Genomic DNA, 19,687 nt, shown 5'->3' with positions numbered 1-19,687 from the left:
GTACGGAAATAAATCAGCCTGTATGTGCCTACCTCAACCGTCGCGGACAAGTGATCCGGGTGGGGGTAGGCACTCCGCGTCAAACCCAAATTCCACCCCTAGAACTGCCCCGTTACGGTGCAGAACGACTGAGCGGGATTCGTTGTATAGCAACCCATCTCAAGCCAGAACCACCGAATGAGGCGGCACTGACAGCAATGGCGCTACAACGTTTAGATGCTCTAGTAGTTCTGAATATTACGGGTGCGGGATTTACCCGTCGGGGTGGGGGTGCAACTGGGTACGTAAAAGAAGCTTATTTAGCTCATCTGGTATCCAATAGCAAACAGTTAGTTTTAACGCAGTCATCAGGAATTAACACCCCAGACTCAGCCTTATATTCCAACGTATCGCCGCCTTTGAGCTTAGATGCGATCGCGGATCAGGATTTTCTGGACTTAGTGGAAAGTCTAGAAGAAGAATTCCGTCGGGAATATATCGCTCAGGAAGTAGACGCTGACCATGACCGCGTGGTTATAGTTGGGATGCTCACCGATAATATGACTCCCCAGCAATTCCAAGACACCATAGCAGAATTAGCAAGGTTAGTAGATACGGCTGGGGGTGATGTATTGCAGACGCTACAACAAAAGCGATCGCGCATTCATCCCCAAACTGTAATTGGTGAAGGTAAAGTCCAAGAAGTAGCCCTCACAGCCCAAACATTAGGGGCAAATCTGATCGTTTTTGATCGGGATCTATCACCCGCTCAAGTCCGCAACCTAGAAGCGCAAATAGGTGTTAGAGTTGTTGACCGTACAGAAGTTATATTAGATATCTTTGCCCAACGCGCCCAATCTGGTGCTGGTAAATTACAAGTTGAACTAGCGCAGCTAGAATATATGCTGCCACGACTCACCGGCAGAGGCCGCGCCATGTCCCGACTAGGGGGTGGGATAGGGACTCGTGGACCTGGTGAAACCAAACTGGAAACAGAACGCCGGGCTATTCAAAAGCGAATTTCCCGACTGCAACAAGAAGTTAACCAGTTGCAAGCTCATCGTTGTCGGTTACGTCAACGGCGACAACATCGGGAAGTGCCTTCAGTTGCCTTAGTAGGTTATACCAACGCTGGCAAGTCTACCTTGCTCAACGCCCTCACTAACGCCGAAGTTTACACAGCCGACCAACTTTTTGCCACACTCGATCCGACTACACGCCGTCTTGTCATTCCTCATGCGGATACAAATGAACCCCAGGAAACCCTAATTACAGATACAGTAGGGTTTATTCACGAGTTACCAGCCTCCTTAATGGATGCTTTCCGTGCCACTTTGGAGGAAGTTACAGAAGCTGATGCCCTGCTGCATTTGGTGGATTTGTCTCATCCTGCTTGGTTGAGTCATATTCGTTCAGTTCGGGATATTCTCGCTCAAATGCCCATCACTCCTGGTCCTGCGTTAGTTGTGTTTAACAAAATTGATCAAGTCAATAGTGAGACTTTAGCTTTAGCACGAGAAGAATTTCCCCTAGCGGTTTTTATTTCCGCTAGTCAGCGTTTAGGCTTAGAAACTCTACGCCAGCGCATCTCCCAGTTGATTGAATATGCCGTAGACTGCGGTTGATATCCCCAGCCTGGGAAAAAGGGAGTAAAAACTGAAAAAGGTAGCTTTCAACCGTTCTGTCCAAGGATGGGAGAGACGCTACCTTTTATAATTTCCGTGGCAACGGTCTAAAATTGAAAAGTATTTGCTCAAATTGAGGATGTTATGACTGCTGCAAAAGTAGAAATTTACACTTGGACTACTTGCCCATTTTGTATCCGTGCTAAAAACTTACTGATGAATAAGGGCGTAGATTTCATCGAATACAACATTGATGGAGACGAGGTAGCAAGAAATAAAATGGCTGAGAGGTCAAACGGAAAACGTTCTCTACCTCAAATTTTTATCAATGATGATCACATTGGTGGTTGTGATGATATTTACGGTTTAGACCGCAAAGGCAAACTGGATGCTCTTCTTGCCGATAATAAGGTTTAGGTCAAGCTCCACAGATTACGTATTTAAATCCTGTTAACACTTCCCCTTCCTCTTAGCAGCGCCCCAGTAGCAGTAAACCATCAGCTAAGTATGAGAGAAACTATTTTCATGCTGTTTTAGACAGCAATTTTCATCTTAGTTCAACCACATCTTGATGAAAGCTTTGCGCCAAGACGCTGTGATAGGGAGCGGCATTGAACAGAGTAGGAATTACATTAACAAGACTGTGCTTTAAATACATGAAAACCGCTGTAATTTCTTTTTCCTTTTTCCTTCTTCCTCCTGAACTGCGCTGCGTGGACTAAGCCATACTGCTGGTTTGTTGAAAGATAATCTCAATTGACTCACAATTAAATTCTTGATGACTGAGGTAGAAAGGGTGAAACTGGCTTTTATTATTGATCCGATCCATCAGCTTGACCCATGCCATGATACGAGTGTTGCGCTCATGGAAGCAGCACAAATTCTCGGTCATGAAGTTTGGATAACTCAGGCCAATCTACTGAATGTTGTGAATAGCAAAGCTTGGGCTGTGCTACAACAGGTAGAACTTGCACCAGTGGAGTTGGTGGAGGGACGTTGGGTAGCCGCGAATCCTTGGTATAAGTTAAGCTCTAGCGTCTTAACTCCCTTGGAATCAATGGACGCTGTATTTATGCGGACAGATCCACCAGTCAACGATTCCTACCTCTATGCTACCTACATTTTGGATTACATTGACCAAAATAAAACCCTGCTGATTAATAGCCCCAGTGGTATAAGGGGGGCAAATGAAAAAATGTATGCCCTGCAATTTACTCAAGCCATCCCTGAAACCATTGTTAGTGGTGATAAAAAAGTTATCCGCCAATTTGTGGAAGCTAAGGGAGCAACAGTTCTGAAACCATTGGGTAACAAAGCTGGGGAGGGGATTTTATTTTTGCAATCAGGCGATCGCAATTTTAACTCTATAGTCGAACTAAGTACCCTCCAAGGTCGAGTACCAGTGATGGTACAAAACTATTTACCGGAGGCTAAAGAGGGAGACAAGCGGATTATCTTGCTCAATGGCGAACCCATTGGGGCGCTCAATCGCCTTTCTAGTGGCACTGATTTTCGCAATAATATGGCAACAGGCGGTACTGTGGCTCAAACCCAAATTACCCCCAGAGAGCAGGAAATTTGCGCCTTATTAGCCGACAAACTGCGTCAAGACGGCTTAATTTTTGTCGGTATTGATGTGATTGGTGGCTATCTCACAGAAGTCAACGTCACTAGTCCTACAGGAATTCGGGAAATTGATCGCCTAGATGGTACTCACCTGGCTCATCAGGTCATTCAATGGCTAGAACAGAAGCTACAGTAGGTGACAGGAAAAGTTATTTTGATTCGGTGAAATTGGATAACTAAAAAAGTAATAACAATAGCAGTGAGAGAGGTATGAGGAAGTTTAGCCATGACTCTAACCAAGCTAAATCTTCGTTGAGTTTGTATAATTGGCATAAGCTTTCTCATTACTTTTTATCTAAATAATCCTATTGATTGTAAACTGCTAACTAATTGAGCAATACCTTGTGCAGCAAGTCCAATACCAGTAGATAGTGAAGCTGCTATTTCAAGAATCCTTCGCAAATCATTAGACTTATCTTGTGCATCATCCCTATCATCTTTGCCATGTTGAATTTCAATTTTAATATTATTAGCTATAGAATCGTTTTTATGATTGAGAGAATCAACCAAATTTTCCATTTTCTCAATACGTTGTTCTTGTGTTTTGATCCTATTTTTCAGATTTTCTAATTTACCATCCATCTGAATTTTGACTTCACCAATTTTTTCTTTACACTCCTCTACATTAGTTTCACGAGTTTGAATTGCTGCTTCTATTGTAGCAATCATTTTATGATCTGAATTTGCAAAAACTCCTTTATTACTTTTTAGCATCTTCAGTTTTTCTTGTAGACTTTCTATGTCTTCTTGATACTCTTTTTGTGATTCTCCCAGAGTTTCAATTTGTTTACCATAGTCTTTAACTTCATTTTCTAAATCCTGGCGATCATTATATTCTTGTGACATGATTCTTAACCTCAATTATTTCTTAATTTTAATAAACATATCTTGAAAATCTGCCAAATCTATGGTATTGACAAAATCTATCATAATTTGGCAATCATGGGCAATATTTTTCAATTCTTCCGCTTCAGGATTAGTAGTAAAATGTAATTGTGCTTTAGCAGTTAATGTTGACAAATCTTGAAATTTAGATATTATTATCTGCTGTTCTTGCTGCATAGAAGCAACAGTTTTTAATGGGGAACTTCCAGATTTTTTTAACTCAGAAAACCAGTCAGGGGCTAAAATTAGTTCTTCATATATTTTCAGCAATTGCAAATAAGCCTGATTGAATTTTATAGCCTGATTTGCTAAAGTTTCGTAAGATAAAACCAGATTTTTAACTGCTATATCCAAAGTAATTTTCTCCTATTTATAAATTTCATAAATCGTAGGTTGGGTTGAGCGATAGCGAAACCCAACATTGTGTAAATAATGGTAAATGTTGGGTTTCGTTCCTCTACCCAACCTACAGTTATTTTACTCCTATTTGTAAATCATTTTTAACTTTATTAATCTTCGCTTGCTGAATAGCTAAACTCAAAACCTCCGTTAATTTTTCTTGCAATTCTTGTTTTTCATTTTGCAGACGTTTTAAAGTTTCTTTTAAAGATGATTCCTCAACATCGGTAATACGTCTTTGTTCATAATCAAGATTATCTTTTAATTTTTGAATATCCGCGACCTGTGATTCTCTATCTAAAACCTGCGCTAAATTGATTATCTGTTGTTGAGTAGTTTTTATCTGACGAGATAGTTTTTGCCAAAGTTGCTGATAATGAATACGACGAATACAGTTATTTGTATCCAATACCTTTTGATAAAATTCGTCAAATATTCCCAATTTAAGATTTACCAAAGATTGTAATTCTACCAAATCCGTTAAAGTTAAATTAGCAGCAAGTTGTAAATACTTCAAACTGCGAATATTATTAGCATCAATTCGTCTATCTATTTGCAGTGATAATTCATCAGGAATAGGGTTTAAATCAAAACGTAATTCTCCAGCTAAACGATGAAAAATTTCTTGTTTGATATTTGATAATAAAACTTGTAATTCTGTACAACCTTGAGAAACCTGATTTAACTCCTCCCGAATATCAGTTAAACTTTGATTGTGTTCTTTATACAAACGTTGATATTCTTGTAAAGCAGTGGATAGTAAAGTTTCCTGACCTTGAATATACCAAAGACGGGATTTAATCACATCTTTAATTTTATCATTTGTAATTGAACTTTCTACCCCTAACTTTTCCTTAGCACTATTTTCATAGGGAATTTTTACCGGGTGGGGACGATACCAACCTTCCATATATAAGAAAGATTCACCAGGTTGTAAACGGGCAATTTCTTCCATTTGTGATTGGTCTAAAAGCATCGCTTGACCGATATCTTTTCTATCATCTGCTGACACCAAACGATGGGCAATTTTTACGTTTGTATTTTTGACAACTTCTGCTGATACTCCTGTGGGTAATTGGTCAGCAATAATAATAGATTCTCTTAATGCTCGCATTTCTGCTAACATTCTGGTGACATAATTTGCGGCTTCTTGTTTAGTATTTGCATCTTCACCAGAGGAAGTCCCTAAATTTCTCCCAACTAAATTATGTGCTTCTTCTAATAATAAAATATGTTCAGGATTTCCGGCTTTTTCTGTACGTTGACGTTTGATATATTCTCGAATTTTTGTTAATAACAAGAAGGTCATTAAATTTGCTTGGTCTTGGTTCAAATAATCTAATTCTAAAATTGTGGGATATTTCAATAAATCAGCAATTGTGGGACTACTGCGTTGAGTATTTAACATCGCACCTACACCACGTTTTAATAAACTCCCAATTCTCACTTCTAAAGCTGTTTTTAGGTTAGATTTTACCTCACCTGCATAATCTTTGGTTTCAAATAAAGCGGTGATTTTTTCATATAAATCCCGCATGGTGGGAATTTGTAAATTTTCTGGTGTTCCCTCTTCGCTTCCTGTCCATTCCCGATCATAATATATTTCTTCCAATGCTTCGGAAAGCAAAGCGGGTAAGGGACCAGAAAGAGGTAACGCACCCCGAAAAGATGCTTCTAAATTAGAAATATGTTCATAAAAAGGAACACCTTGGGAAACTTCAAAGGGATTAAATCGAAAAGGAGAAATTAAATCATTTCCTAAAGTGTAAACTCGTAATTCTTGGGTGAGGATTTTTAAAGATTTGAGAAATTCTATATCAGCGCGAGTAAATTTATTTAGATTAGGATTGATAGCTAAAAGTGAACGATATTCAGTTTTCGCAGGTTCAAATACTAAAAATGGGATTCCATGACTCCACAACTGAGTTAGTAAATTAAAAGCTGTGGTGGTTTTTCCACTTCCCGGAACACCACAAATAAAAGCGTGTTTATTCAGTTGTTTTAATTCTATTTGAATTTTGTTTTCTTCACCTCGGTTAATTTCATAACCACCAAAATCAATCCATTGTTTATCTTTATCTAAACTGGTAATATCATTTTCTTGACTAATTCCCGCTACAGGTGCATCACTGGGTACAACTATGCGAAATAAACCACTAATTTCATTGAGTGTTGCGTAGCGGTGTAAAGGTTTTAAATCTAAGACGCGCACACTACCTTTACCTGTGATAGAATCACCTCCAAATTCTGCTTCTCCTAATCCTTTATCCCATTCTTCCCAGTGGGTAGCGGTGGAAAGTTTTCCTAATTGGGTAGCTGTGAGACTGGTGGCAAATGTGGGATGATTAGGAGTGAGAATTACTGTGCGGTAACGGCTTTTTTTCGTTCCACTTAATAATAATGTTCCTAAAACGCTGCGAACTGCTAACTCGTTTTTTCCCAAAACTTTGAAGCTATAACGAAATAAACTTTCTGTCAAGTAGGAAGATTGATATTTTTCATAAAGACGAGAAACTAATTGTGCGTTTCTGTCTCCTTCTTTAGCAGAACTTAAACTAGAACCACTACTAGCTTGTCGCAGTTGGGATAACATTTGGTCTAGGGCGTTTATCCAATTCGATTTTTCTTGTAATGTAGTAGTATCGGGTTGAAAAGTAATCTCTAGCATTAGAGGACTGTTGAAGCGAGAAATTACTTGACAGACTACTAACATATCGTTAGCTTCATCTGCTTCTAGTTGCAATGGTACATAATAATTTGGTAGTCCTTTTGTATTTAGTGATGCTAAGGAATCTTTGGGACGAGTGCTGATAATTTCTTCGTGTTTTATTGCTTCACCAATACAGTCTACCCAATTGAGATTTTGAATTTGGGGAACTTCTGTTTGTTGTTGAATTTTATAAAATTGGTTGAGAAATCCATCGGTGACAATTTTTTTAATATCTTCACCTATTTGAGTTTCTATATCAGGTGAAATAGGTTGTGATTGACTGACGACTAAATAAATACCCAGTCGTTTATCGAAGGGTAAACCAGGTGTATAGCGATAGCGTATGGAAAAGGTGAGGTTATACACTTTACCAATATCGCTGAGGAGAAGTAAGAAGTCTTTTTGACTGCTAAGGACTTTTTGACGTACTCCTTGGCCGTATTGGGAGGTGTATTTTTGTGATTTTAGGTCTGGGAGTTGGGGTATTTGGAATATAAGGGGGAACATGGTTTAATATTTTTGATTTAATAATTAAATTGATACAGAAGTGTTGAATGTTAAGATTTTGATGATCTTTTCCAAGTTGTGCATTGATTGGTGATACCAAATTTGAGCAGTTAATCACTCTATTCTCAATAGACCAGGAATTTTACCTGGATAGAAGGCAAAGACTGTAAAGTTTTATTGCAGGATTCAACACTTCTGCCCCATTACTATTGAACGCTGATCAGTTCTACGTCAAAAATTAAAGTAGAGTTGGGAGGAATAACGCCACCAGAACCACGCGCACCATAACCTAATTCTGAGGGAATAATTAGTTGACGACGGCCACCTACTTTCATGGTGATTACTCCTTCGTCCCAACCTTTAATTACTTGTCCTGTGCCAATTTTAAACTTGAAGGTTTGATTGCGATCGCGTGAACTATCAAATTTAGTCCCATCTTCTAAAATACCGACGTAGTGAACTTCAACGGTTTGTCCAGATTTGGGAGTTTTACCTGTTCCCTCTACTAGTTCCACATATTGTAATCCAGAGGGAGTAGTAACAACATTGGCTTGAGACGTAGTATTGCTCTTTATTGGCGTATTGTTTTCTTGAGTAACAGTGGTGGTTGGTTGTGAAATTGATAATAAATTTAATATCTTTTTCTCTTCATCTTTAAGATGAAGAGAAGGTCTATCGAGTTCATTTAATTTTTGTAATTTTCGATTTTTTGCTTCTTCAATATTTTTCTTAGAAGATTTTATTGTATTTTCAATAGTTGTCATTTTTCTAAAAATGAATTTAAATATAAAGATAATAAAAATAAACATAACAATAATAATAAATAAAGAAGTTAAAATGGTTATTAATTTTTCTAATTTAGCTTTTTTAAGAATTGCTTTTTGTCTAGCGATATTAGCATCTATAATAGCTAATTCATTTTCTTTATAATCTTGAGAAGAGTAATATTCATAAAACTGCGTCACTTCACCTTTTAATCGTGATGATTCATTACTTAAAGACAGTAAATAATTATTTAATATTGAATCATATTGGTCATTTTCTTCTATGTTTTTTATAACTATATAGCAAATAGTGTTTTGGTAATTTTCTGGTCTATATACGTCTATACATATTCTATATTGATTACTTTTATCTATATATTTAATATTCTCAAATTTATGTTTTGCAATTACGCTTTTATATACATCAGAATTAATAGATTGGATTTTCATTAGTTGTTCATCAAGTTTAGATTTTAAATCTTGTATTTCCTGAAGTTTAGCATCATAAAACTTATTTATTTCATCTTTTAATCGTAATCCTTCATCATATAAAGAATAGATATATTTATTCAAAATCAAATCATATCCCTCATTTTGTTCTATATTTATATAGGGAATATCTTTAAAATTATTATTTGCAATTACGCTTTTATATACCTGAGACTTAGTATCTCGGATTTGCTTTATTTGTTCATCTAGTCCAGATTTTAAATCTCGTATTTCTTTATATCTACTATCACATAATCTTTTCCTTTCTTTCATTTCATTTTTTAGGTTATCTAAAAAATGCTGGCAATCATTTTTTACACCTTTTCTGCGTAATGTTGGTAATAAGATTATCAAATTCTTAATTATCTCTTTCATTTCTTTATAAGAAATATCTGCCAAAAAATTTGAATTAATTTCTTTTTTAATTAAAAATATCGCCATTGATAAGTTTGGTTGATAACATTTATTAAATTTACCTAGTAATGAACTGTGTGTTTTAGCTATTTGATAAAGATTAATAGTGGCGAAATTTCTAATTTCTCTATTTCTACTTTCTAAACAATGAAGTTGAGTTTCAATTGCAATTTGTATATGTTCTGGTAAAAGATATTCATATGCAATTATTTGAGCAATACCTTCAAACACCTCATTTTCATCAAATGGTGTAGCATTATCTCCCATAGCTTCAGCCCTAGCTAAAGCAGCATTGGCATCTTTTATACCTCTTAAATTAAGCTGATGCACAATATCCCAACAAACAGAAAATTTATTGAGACGTTCTATTTTGTCACTATTTCTTTCTTCTTTCCATCCTTTGTTTTTTTCTGATTTCCATTCTTGATGTAAAGTCCAAAAATTATAATTATTAGTAATTTCTCTTAACTTATAAGAATCTCCAAAAATCCAGAAATTTAGAAAATCATCATAATCAACACTATCTATTAAGTTTCTATCAGCAAACTTTTTAATTTTACTCTGTAGTATTTTTTCAGCAATATTCTTAGGTTCTACCGTCAGATGTTGAGATACAGTAATAAAATCAAACCCAAGATTTACAATAGTCGTAGCAGCAGACCAGCGAATTAAATCTGTTTGTCCTGACTTCGCTTGCTCACTTAAAATCGCCAATAAATCACCACTTTGCTTCAATCTTTCCCTAATATCTGCATCAGTAATCTTCCCAAATGCCTGAATAGTTAAAGCTAATACAGATTCTACTTTAATACTTCTTAATATATCTACAAATGCCTCAACAGGTGGATCATCACTTGTCGCTAATGCTTCAAATAAATCAATTTGTTCACCTGCATTTTGACATTCTCGAAAGGCGTTAATGATATCAGCAGCCGTTCTGAGGCTTGAGTAATTCATACAGATGGGTAGATGTGACGAGTTACTTGCATTTAAAATATCACAGGAATAAAAGTGAGTATACAGTGCTTATACTTAATTAACAATTGTTCAATTATCCAGATCCCCGACTTCTTCAAGAAGTAGGGGATCTAAAACTTCTGTTATACAATACGTGTGAGATATGCAAATTGTTGAATAGCTTATGAATAATATCACCATCTCTAACGTTGATAATCACATCAAATATCTTCTGCAAGAACAATCAAAGAAACACGGATGTTCTCTTAAAGAAGAAGCTAAAAAAAATCTTCGTCTGGCTTTAACACAAAATAATGCTCATTCTTGATACAAGGATTTACAGGATTTTAATGGGGAACTGTAGCTCTTCATTTATCCAGGTCTTCGGTTTATATGGCTATTGCCAAGCTACGCTATCAGCAAGCCCTAAATACAAAAAATACAAAGAAAATATGGGGTTGGCAACTAAATTGCTGACCCCTACCCTGGTGATAAACCCTAAAACTAAGAAATTGTATACAGCACAAAAGCTAGAACTGAGACTGCTAAATTAATCTAAAATCTCAAATCTACAATCACTTAATTTTTGGGTGGTGTGCGTCGTCGTTGGAGGAAATCAGGAATATCTAATGATGGTTTTTCCTTGGGTTCGGGAGTTGGGGTTGGTTGATTAACAGTTGGTTGTACCCCTGGTTTCCTGGTATTTGTGGGAGTTACAGGTCTAACGTTAGCCACAGTTTGTTGTGGTGCAGTTTGGATCTCTCCTGTAAACCCAGTAGCAATAACGGTAATTCTGACTTCTCCTTGCAGTCTGTCATCAATTACTGCTCCGAAAATAATATTGGCATTGGGATCAACCACTTCATAAATTGTTTCCGCCGCAGCATTCACTTCATGGAGGGTGAGGTCGCTACCACCAGTAATATTAAAGACAACTCCTCTAGCACCTTCAATAGAACATTCTAATAATGGTGAAGAAATCGCGGCGATCGCTGCTTCTCTAGCTCTAGATTTGCCAGAACTCACACCAATTCCCATCAATGCTGATCCCGCATCTGCCATTACTGCTCGCACATCGGCAAAGTCAACATTGACCAACCCAGGAATCGTAATAATATCAGAAATTCCTTGTACCCCTTGACGCAACACATCATCGGCATAGCGAAAGGCTTCTTGTACAGGTGTTTGTTCGGGAATTACCTCCAACAGCTTATTATTGGGGATAATGATCAAGGTATCAACCCGACTTTTTAAACCTTCAATACCTTGCTCGGCTTGGCTAGTGCGTCGCCGTCCCTCAAACACAAATGGCCGGGTAACTACACCCACAGTCAGAGCGCCCATTTCTTTCGCTACTTCTGCCACAATGGGGGCTGCACCTGTACCCGTTCCACCCCCCATGCCAGCAGTAATAAATACAAGGTCTGCACCTTCTAAAGCCGTAGCAATCTCATCACGAGATTCCTCGGCTGCTTTTTGACCAATGGCAGGATTACCTCCTGCACCTAAACCCCTGGTCAGCTTCTGTCCAATCTGCAACCGACTAGGAGCGCCGGCTAGGGTAAGAGCTTGGGCATCGGTGTTAATTGACCAAAATTCTACCCCAGAGACATCAGACTCAATCATGCGGTTAACAGCATTGCCTCCGCCACCACCGACACCAATCACTTTAATATTGGCGACTCGGCCGGGGACAATTTCACCAATCCGGCTATTTTCCGTGATCTTTTTACTATCGTTACTTTGTCCGAAATTTAGCCCGGAACTACCGAAGGGATTATTTGAGCCAACTGCCAAAGATAACCCTGGTTGTCCCACAGATTGGGAATTTTTATAGGTAAGCTCTTGGTTATTATCAAGTGTCATTGGATTTATGAAGGTAGATAAACGACTTTTTCTGGTGTTATGCACCTAAGAGTCAACTATAGTTTAGTTGGAGGCTGTCACCAGCTATGGCACTTTTTTCTATTGTTATCACTACTTCTAAATCTAACCAGATTTGAAGTGCGATAATTAGCTATGGGATAAGTGGGAAGCTTATGCGTTCGCGTTGCGTCCCGCAGGGAATCGCATAACTAATTCTAGAAAAGTATACCTATCATTGTCCGGAAATCGGTTTATATAACTTGATCTAGACATTAAGATTTTCAATACTATGTTCCTAATTTGTCCCAGTGTAGCGTCATTAATATTGTTTATGCTCAGTATCCTCCCATTATTTCTGCTAAAAATTTTTATTAGTAATCAATTTTACAGCTTTATTTGTGCATTTTTTCGATAAATACTACATTTCGCAGTGAATTACTGTCTAAATTTTTATGAATTATTGAATAAAATACTTAAGAAATGCATTTTTGCTGATTTTTGGTCACATATCTCTGAGCTTGAATACACAAAAACACAAAGTATTCACCACGAGACAACGGCAGTTCCATCTGGGGGGAAACCTAAGACCTCCTCCCCACGGCTCTGGCTCCCTTACACTCAGTCCAAACCCTTGATTTTTCATCGACGTGCATAAATCCTATCTCCAAGGTGTTTCTATCATTTATCCTGCCATTTTAATAAAAACTTAATGCCAATTTTTGTTTCGATGGGGCAAACCTTAAAACTAACCAATATTTTTATCCTTGAAAACTGATGTACTCAAACAGGCTACAGCTTGTTAAGGATCTGGGGAGTTAATCTTCTGATTTTGGTTCACTTGTACTAAAGGCGAGTCAGGATTTTTGATATCGATATAGGCTAATTGTCTGGACTTAAATTTTGCTGGTAAATGCCGCATTTGCACAAGTACCTGGATTTTTTCAGGTAATTGGGCAGTAGGAACACCAAAATGTACAGTTCCCAGTTCTGTTTTCAAAATCAAATTTGTGGGATCTTGGCAATCAATTTCCATCACTTTCACAGAACTCTGACTGATAGCTTGATAAAGTTGAGTCCAGTAGGGGCGATATTGTTCTGGTAAACCGATAACTTTCAGACTAGGTAATTTACCAGTGGGGTTAAGTGCAGTGTATTTTTCTAGAGGAATCAAAGCTCCACTGGCATCCAGTAAACTTACATCACCCTGTTTGCTCTGAGCAACACTATTTTGCGGACAGGAAGGTGTTGGTTGTTTGACAAAGTTTTCCGAAGATTGAGGCTGAGTATTACAACTGGTTGTGCTTTGCCCTGCTGGAGTGTGAGTCATTGCCACAGGGAATCTTTCCTGAATTTTGATCATTAACCCAGGAGGAAACAGACGACGGCTGACAGTTGCTTGTGCAATAGCTGGTTGTTGCTCTAAAGTTTCAGCAATTACAGAAGGTTCAATCCGCCATAAAGATTGGGGATAGGACAGCACCAAAAGCGACTGAATAGTTTGCTCGGATAATAATTGGTTACCTGATGTCATAACTATTTGTGCAGGAGCCTTTAGCACCCACATTGGTTGGAGTGTTACCCAGAGTAATCCACCTGCCAGACCACTAGCGGCCAATGTCCGCCAAATAGTCTGGATAATTTTCTTTTGCTGCTGCCGACGTAATTTTTTACGGCGTTGGGCTAAATCCTTACGGGAAACTGATACTATACCGGCCATGAAAACCCCTTTCTGCTTTCAGTCCAATTCGTGAGATGCGCTCGGATGATCAATTGATTTGAGCAAAGAAAATACTTGAAAACCCTTGATACTGTATCAGGTTTAGGTGATTATTTGTCGCGCCAGTCATTTCATTAGTCCTGAGTCATTGGCAATAGGGAATGGGAAACAGTAAAAGGTGATAACGGATAACTAATAACTGATTTTTAAATTACCATTCTGCCCCGGTTTCAGTATCTAGCGAGTCATTAGTGTTTTTGATAACAGGATTTTCCTGAGCAATTTCTACTGGTAAATTCACTAAAAAAGCTTGTAATCGCATACGTTCAATATAAGGCCAACCCCCCTCAGACTCAATATCTTTGAGAAGTGCGTAGAGTCTTTGGCGGTTATCAGGCAAACTATCTTGAAAAATTCCATCACGAATCTCTTTATGTAATTTTTCTAACTGTCGCAGCAAAGCCAATAATGCTGTAACATCTCCTTGACAAGATTGGGCTGCATCTTGCACCGCAGCGGCGATCGCTTGCAACTTAGCAGATAAATTCCCCGATGGCAAATTTTGGTCATTGTTCATGTAATTTTCTGCTGCTGTTCTATAAAAGTAATATTTGGCGAAGTTTTACAATACAATACCCGAAACACCCGAAAAAAGGGAGGATGGGCAAGGGGGTTAATTAACAGTGGGCAAAAAGCTAACTATTATGAGGTATCTAAATGCGCTCCTCAATACGCATTGAGGTACTTGTCAGATGCCTTTAAATCTTTTTTCAAAAAAAGCAAAGGATATCCTGATTGCTTCATGCCTCGCGACGCTCCGCGCTTCAAGAAAAAAGGTAGACATGATTCCTTTACATTTAGATGGCTCAATTCACATCTACCACAGAAAAGCAAAAGTTCCTGTAATTGGGTAGATAAAAACTTATGAAATTTTACCAACAGCATATAAACCCAAATCAGTCACAATAAGTAAACAAGCCGATAGATGGTTTAGATCTGGGAAAATAAAAGTATAAATAAGTGAAACCATTAATAAACAAGAGTTTGTAGAAGTAGACTTAGGAGTAAATCATTTAGGAACATTATCAACAGCAGAAATATTTGATGGAGTAAAGATTTATAAAAAAATGAGTCTAAACTAGCAAGAATGCAATACTAGAATCGGCATAAATAAATTGGTTCAAGTAATTACCGAAAAGCCCAAATCAAAATAGCAAGACTACAAAAAAATAGCATACATATGGCTAACGCCACTCTACGCTATAGGAAAGATACATTACTTGACACTCTCCGAGCTAAAGCCCTGAATAGGCTTTCATCCCTTGCCTGAAGGACGGTTAAGTTTTTGCGCCAAGCTCCAAAACTTAACCGTTCGGCTGAAGCTCACGGCGAAGCCTCAAGGGTTTTCAGCCCATATCTTGATAAAATCACCACCTATTTGAGCAAAAACCACGCGGTGATAGGGATTGAGGATTTAAATGTATCCGGGATGTTAGCTGATGCTAAAGCTATAGCTGATATGGGATTTTATGAATTTCGTAGGCAGTTTAGAGTACAAGGCTCAACTTTATGGTAGTAAGTTAGTAATTGTGGATAGGTTTTATCCCAGTGGTAAAACTTGCTCTAGCTGTGGTGAGAAAAAAATATCTTTGTCACTGTCTCAAAGAGTATTTAAATGTGAATACTGTGGGTTTAAGTGTGACAGAGATTTGAACGCTGCCGTTAATTTAAGCAAAGAAGCGGTCAATTTGACCGTGTTAGCCTGTGGACTGGTGAAGCAGCGCGGTCTTGGGGGTTTATCCCATGTAGACACCCGAAGGGTGGCTTCCCGCAGGGTGCGACTGCTGAATCCCGAAGGGGGTAGTGCCGACACTTCCAGGATGAAACAGGAAGAAAAAGCAGGCAATTGTTAGCAATTGTTAGCACTTTTGTATCTGCTAAACCTTGAAACTCCATAACGAAATGCGTTTAAGTACGTTTAGTAGAGTAGTTTTACAAGTTAGATATTAATGACATTGAGGTTGACCATGAGGTATCGCGCTTTAATAGTTGCATTCTTAGCTTTATGCTTGGGGCTAATAACCGCTTGTAGTGATGCTCCCTCATCGAGCGGCAAAGACTTGCTGACTTACGAACAAATTCGAGGCACTGGCTTGGCTAACAAATGCCCTCAGCTGGCAGAAACAAGTCGTGGTTCCATTGCTCTCAATGGCAGCCAGTCCTACACCATCAAAGAACTTTGCTTAGAACCTACCAATTACTTTGTCAAAGAAGAACCTGCTAACAAACGGCAAGAAGCTGAATTTGTAGCTGGTAGATTGTTGACTAGGTATACGTCTACCATTGACCAAGTACAAGGCGACCTAAAAATCAACCCAGATAATAGTCTGACCTTTGTAGAAAAAGATGGTCTTGATTTCCAAGCTATCACGGTCAAACTTCCTGGTGGTGAACTGGTACCTTTCTTGTTTACTATCAAAAACTTGGTTGCACAAACACAGCCTAATTTGACCAGCATCAACACTTCAACTGACTTTGAAGGTACTTTTAAGGTTCCTTCCTATCGGGGTGCTTCTTTCCTAGATCCCAAAGGTCGTGGTGTCGTGACTGGCTATGATAATGCTGTAGCCTTGCCTGCCCAAGCTGACGATGATGATTTAACCCGCGCTAATGTGAAACGTGCAGAAATCCTCAATGGCAAGATTTCTTTACAAGTAGCTAAAGTAGACAATGCTACTGGCGAAATAGCTGGTACTTTCGAGAGTGAACAGCCCTCTGATACAGATTTAGGTGCTGGCGAACCAAAAGAAGTCAAAATTCGGGGTTTATTTTACGGTCGCGTTGAAGCAAATCGCGGCTAAATCCGCCTGATTAATAAAATTTAACCCAACTGCCTTGCTTTTTTAAGGGGCAGTTGGGTTTTTTTGCTGGGTTTTTTTGCGGATGGCAAACTCTGAACTAATTCCTTATCCCTTTGATTTTTCAGTAAATAAACAGTAGTTGAATTGGTATTTTTAAAGATGACATGAATTTAATGGAATTGAATACGTACTATTACTAGCCAATAAGTTTTACCAATCTAGAAAAATAATCGATATAATCACTCGCTACTTATAAGTAAATCTCATATTTATATTTGTTAAATTAAGTACGATCCCGGTTTGACATTGGGGACATAATTGTATATTTTGTTTCTATGGGAGTTGTGTGATAAGCTACAACAGACCAAATTTAATTCAAACCAAAAAAGTAACTCCGCTGAAAATCGCGCTCAATTTTCAACCCATTCTCAGAATCTATTTCTGGCCAAAAATTTTAGTCTGGCTGATGGCTTTATGGGTTGTTCAAGAACAGTGTCTATCTTCCTACAGCGTGATCACAGCTAAGTTTGAGAGCGATTAATAAAACCCACTATTTGCTAAATCCCCAATGTGCCATGCCTACTACAGCCACCAACGAACTGAAACATGAGATTTCGCAGATGTTGCGAGAATATGAGCAATGTCCCTCAGAACGCCTTCGCAATCAACTAGTGAAACTAAATTTTGGATTGGTGAGAAAAGAAGCTCACTACTGGATCAATCAATGCCATGAAAGCTACGAAGATTTGCTCCAGGTCGGCTGTTTGGGTTTGATCAGAGCTATTGAAAAATTTGAACTATCCAAAGGCAACGCCTTTAGTTCCTACGCCACACCTTATATTCGCGGGGAAATTCAACACTACCTTCGAGATAAAGGCGTGACCATGCGAATACCCCGACGCTGGTTAGCACTACAACAACAAGCAATAGGTATTTCCCGTTCTTTGCGAGAAAAATACAACCGCCAACCTACCGACGCGGAAATAGCAGCAGCATTGGAAATTCCTCAAAGTGAATGGCAAGAGATTAAATTAGCATGGGTTAATCGTTCTCCCTTAAGCCTAGATGTACCAGTGCAGGATGGAGAAGAAGGCTCTACTTGCTTGGGTGAATTGGTTCCAGATCCTCATTATCGCAGCTTTCAACTAGCCCAAGAAGACCAAATACGTCTGCAACAAGCACTAGTGCAGTTGGAAAACCGCACTCGTGAAGTTTTAGAGTGCGTATTTTTGCATGATTTGACACAGAAGCAAGTTGCAGAACATTTGGGGATTAGTGTAGTTACTGTTTCTCGTAGAGTCAAAAAAGGACTGGACTTGTTGAAACAAATTATGGGTGCGGCTGACAATTAACAACCAAATAATCTGAAACTGTTGTTGTGCTGGGCTGAAAGTGTTAAAAACAACCCTCGAAGTGTCAAAATGTAGGTTATAAAAGAAACAGACTTCGCCTGAATACAAATTTCGGGCGTGTTGATTTCCATAAGTAAACTTTCCTATAGCTTTCGAGAACAGCTAATGGGTATAAATTCACAAATTACAGCTGCGGCTATTTTAACGTTGGCGATCGCTGGATGTACTATCGGAGACACACCAGAAGCCACCCAGACTCCTAACCCTGCCTCAACTCCCCAAGTGGAAGCGCAGAAACCAGCAGAGAAGGCACCTTTTGGCGATCCTGTGGTATCTCCTAAAACGACTCAAGCACTTAGTCCAAATAATCCTGGCTTGATTGAATCGACTAAAGGCGATGTGCGTGCCGATTTGGTACAAAAAGGGCGACCTGACCCATTTGCGGAAATTGTCAAGCCGATATTACCGCCAATGTCCAGCGGTATGCAGCAAAGAGAAGTTCCTAAATTGCCTCCTCTGCCTATTCAACCAATCCAACCACAAACAGGACAGCCAGGACAGACACGGCAAAGAGGGCAAACAGGAAGTCCAAGACAACCACAAACCAATCCAGCCCAGGTAGGGCAAAACGGTAAGCCTGGTTCAAAATCTGCCATTCTGCCTAAACCAAAACCTCCACTCACTCCAGTTCTTCCCAAGGTTTTACCTCAAGTCATTGCTAAAGCGCCTATAAAGCCTTTATTACCGCCACCACCACAACCTGAAGCCGCACAAGCAGTTTTGGTAAGTGGTGTAGTTTTAATTGGTAGGGAACCCCAAGCAATTATCAGAGTACCGGATGAACCAACAAGCCGTTATGTGCAAGCGGGACAAAGATTGGGTAATGGTGTTTTGATTAAACGGATTGAAATGAATAGAGGTTCTGAGCCGATTGTCATTTTTGAACAATACGGGATTGAAGTAGCCAAAAAAGTGGAAGGAAAACCCACCACTGAACCGTCAAAAACTGCTGCGGGTGGTTTAATTTCCATGGGTACACCGTTTTAAAATTGTGCTACTTTTAAATTCTGAATCTGATTTGAACGGAGTTATCAATATTCCCAACTGATTGATTCTGACTGTTAGATTCTGACTTCTGAATTCTTCTGCAATTAATGACCGGATATTTCCGGTTTTATATTATTTTTATGGAACAGACTCAGAAAAGGATTGAATTCTCTAATTTACCTTTAGCTGTATATCGAGAAATAGCGGCACATTTGCATCAAGTAGAAGGGGTAGATGTGGATTTAATTCCTCAAACATCTTCAGAATTTGATTACAATCAAAGTCAAATTGGTTGCTTATCTATTTCTTGGAAACCAAATACTAATGAGGAAAGGGTTAAGCAAATTTTGGCTTACTATCAAAACCGTTATGGTGTTTCTTCTTTGTAATAGTATTTAGTTGGGAATTTTAGCTGAAGGGGTGTTTATCTGGAATACCCCTTTTATTTTCTTATAAAAGCTTTTTAGGCTATTTAGATTTGGATATCTA

Annotated in this window: 17 protein-coding genes; 10 read left to right on the top strand and 7 right to left on the bottom strand. The window is 38.5% G+C overall.

Annotated elements, in window-relative coordinates; translation table 11 throughout:
* Nucleotides 1-59: 59 nt before the first annotated feature.
* The 3 genes from hflX to gshB all read left to right on the top strand — a co-directional run bounded on the left by hflX (nucleotide 60) and on the right by gshB (nucleotide 3,366).
* On the top strand, nucleotides 60-1,604 hold the full coding sequence (gene hflX, locus H6G06_RS06765; protein ID WP_338422917.1) for a GTPase HflX: 1,545 nt from the start codon (nucleotides 60-62) through the stop codon (nucleotides 1,602-1,604).
* Nucleotides 1,605-1,748: 144 nt separating this feature from the next.
* Nucleotides 1,749-2,021, top strand: a complete 273-nt coding sequence (gene grxC / locus H6G06_RS06760; protein WP_190558295.1) for a glutaredoxin 3 — start codon at nucleotides 1,749-1,751, stop codon at nucleotides 2,019-2,021.
* Nucleotides 2,022-2,400: 379 nt separating this feature from the next.
* A complete protein-coding gene (gshB, locus tag H6G06_RS06755) occupies nucleotides 2,401-3,366 on the top strand; it encodes a glutathione synthase (RefSeq protein WP_190558293.1) in 966 nt (321 codons plus the stop codon).
* Nucleotides 3,367-3,521: 155 nt separating this feature from the next.
* Here the strand turns inward: gshB and H6G06_RS06745 are convergent, their stop codons facing one another.
* The 4 genes from H6G06_RS06745 to H6G06_RS06730 all read right to left on the bottom strand — a co-directional run bounded on the left by H6G06_RS06745 (nucleotide 3,522) and on the right by H6G06_RS06730 (nucleotide 8,369).
* On the bottom strand, nucleotides 3,522-4,076 hold the full coding sequence (locus tag H6G06_RS06745) for a coiled-coil domain-containing protein (RefSeq protein ID WP_190558291.1): 555 nt from the start codon (nucleotides 4,074-4,076) through the stop codon (nucleotides 3,522-3,524).
* A 15-nt stretch (nucleotides 4,077-4,091) separates the two neighbouring features.
* Nucleotides 4,092-4,469: a hypothetical protein gene (locus H6G06_RS06740; protein ID WP_190558289.1), complete on the bottom strand. Its 378-nt coding sequence runs from the start codon at nucleotides 4,467-4,469 to the stop codon at nucleotides 4,092-4,094.
* Nucleotides 4,470-4,587: 118 nt separating this feature from the next.
* Complete coding sequence (locus H6G06_RS06735; RefSeq protein ID WP_190558287.1) at nucleotides 4,588-7,731, bottom strand: helicase HerA domain-containing protein; 3,144 nt, start codon at nucleotides 7,729-7,731, stop codon at nucleotides 4,588-4,590.
* 206 nt (nucleotides 7,732-7,937) lie between these two features.
* The gene (locus tag H6G06_RS06730; protein WP_422387046.1) at nucleotides 7,938-8,369 is read right to left on the bottom strand and encodes an FKBP-type peptidyl-prolyl cis-trans isomerase; all 432 of its coding nucleotides are present in this window, start codon (nucleotides 8,367-8,369) and stop codon (nucleotides 7,938-7,940) included.
* 2,170 nt (nucleotides 8,370-10,539) lie between these two features.
* Between H6G06_RS06730 and H6G06_RS06725 the strand changes: the two genes are divergently transcribed.
* The gene (locus tag H6G06_RS06725) at nucleotides 10,540-10,683 is read left to right on the top strand and encodes a FitA-like ribbon-helix-helix domain-containing protein (protein WP_190558285.1); all 144 of its coding nucleotides are present in this window, start codon (nucleotides 10,540-10,542) and stop codon (nucleotides 10,681-10,683) included.
* A gap of 251 nt (nucleotides 10,684-10,934) precedes the next feature.
* On the opposite strand, the gene ftsZ is transcribed toward H6G06_RS06725, so the two are convergent.
* From ftsZ to H6G06_RS06710, 3 genes are all read right to left on the bottom strand, one after another.
* Nucleotides 10,935-12,221, bottom strand: a complete 1,287-nt coding sequence (ftsZ, locus tag H6G06_RS06720; protein ID WP_190558283.1) for a cell division protein FtsZ — start codon at nucleotides 12,219-12,221, stop codon at nucleotides 10,935-10,937.
* 799 nt (nucleotides 12,222-13,020) lie between these two features.
* Nucleotides 13,021-13,938, bottom strand: coding sequence for a cell division protein FtsQ/DivIB (locus tag H6G06_RS06715; protein WP_190558281.1), 918 nt, complete (start codon nucleotides 13,936-13,938; stop codon nucleotides 13,021-13,023).
* Nucleotides 13,939-14,149: 211 nt separating this feature from the next.
* Nucleotides 14,150-14,515, bottom strand: a complete 366-nt coding sequence (locus tag H6G06_RS06710; protein ID WP_190558279.1) for a hypothetical protein — start codon at nucleotides 14,513-14,515, stop codon at nucleotides 14,150-14,152.
* A 768-nt stretch (nucleotides 14,516-15,283) separates the two neighbouring features.
* Here H6G06_RS06710 and H6G06_RS27260 point away from each other — a divergent pair.
* From H6G06_RS27260 to H6G06_RS06685, 6 genes are all read left to right on the top strand, one after another.
* A complete protein-coding gene (locus H6G06_RS27260; RefSeq protein WP_242039607.1) occupies nucleotides 15,284-15,514 on the top strand; it encodes a hypothetical protein in 231 nt (76 codons plus the stop codon).
* A complete protein-coding gene (locus H6G06_RS27255; protein ID WP_242039606.1) occupies nucleotides 15,468-15,851 on the top strand; it encodes a zinc ribbon domain-containing protein in 384 nt (127 codons plus the stop codon). The genes H6G06_RS27260 and H6G06_RS27255 overlap by 47 nt, the downstream gene beginning before the upstream one ends.
* 114 nt (nucleotides 15,852-15,965) lie before the next feature.
* Nucleotides 15,966-16,799, top strand: coding sequence for a photosystem II manganese-stabilizing polypeptide (gene psbO, locus H6G06_RS06700; RefSeq protein WP_190558277.1), 834 nt, complete (start codon nucleotides 15,966-15,968; stop codon nucleotides 16,797-16,799).
* A 575-nt stretch (nucleotides 16,800-17,374) separates the two neighbouring features.
* Complete coding sequence (locus H6G06_RS06695; RefSeq protein ID WP_190558275.1) at nucleotides 17,375-18,151, top strand: RNA polymerase sigma factor SigF; 777 nt, start codon at nucleotides 17,375-17,377, stop codon at nucleotides 18,149-18,151.
* 165 nt (nucleotides 18,152-18,316) lie between these two features.
* The gene (locus H6G06_RS06690) at nucleotides 18,317-19,198 is read left to right on the top strand and encodes a hypothetical protein (protein WP_190558273.1); all 882 of its coding nucleotides are present in this window, start codon (nucleotides 18,317-18,319) and stop codon (nucleotides 19,196-19,198) included.
* Between the two features lie 140 nt (nucleotides 19,199-19,338).
* Nucleotides 19,339-19,587, top strand: a complete 249-nt coding sequence (locus tag H6G06_RS06685) for a hypothetical protein (protein WP_190558271.1) — start codon at nucleotides 19,339-19,341, stop codon at nucleotides 19,585-19,587.
* The last annotated feature ends 100 nt before the right edge of the window (nucleotides 19,588-19,687 follow it).

It is taken from the genome of Anabaena sphaerica FACHB-251 (assembly GCF_014696825.1).
Classification (GTDB): domain Bacteria; phylum Cyanobacteriota; class Cyanobacteriia; order Cyanobacteriales; family Nostocaceae; genus RDYJ01.
Note: the sequence above shows the minus strand (reverse complement) of the source record. Positions and strands in the feature narration are given on the sequence as shown.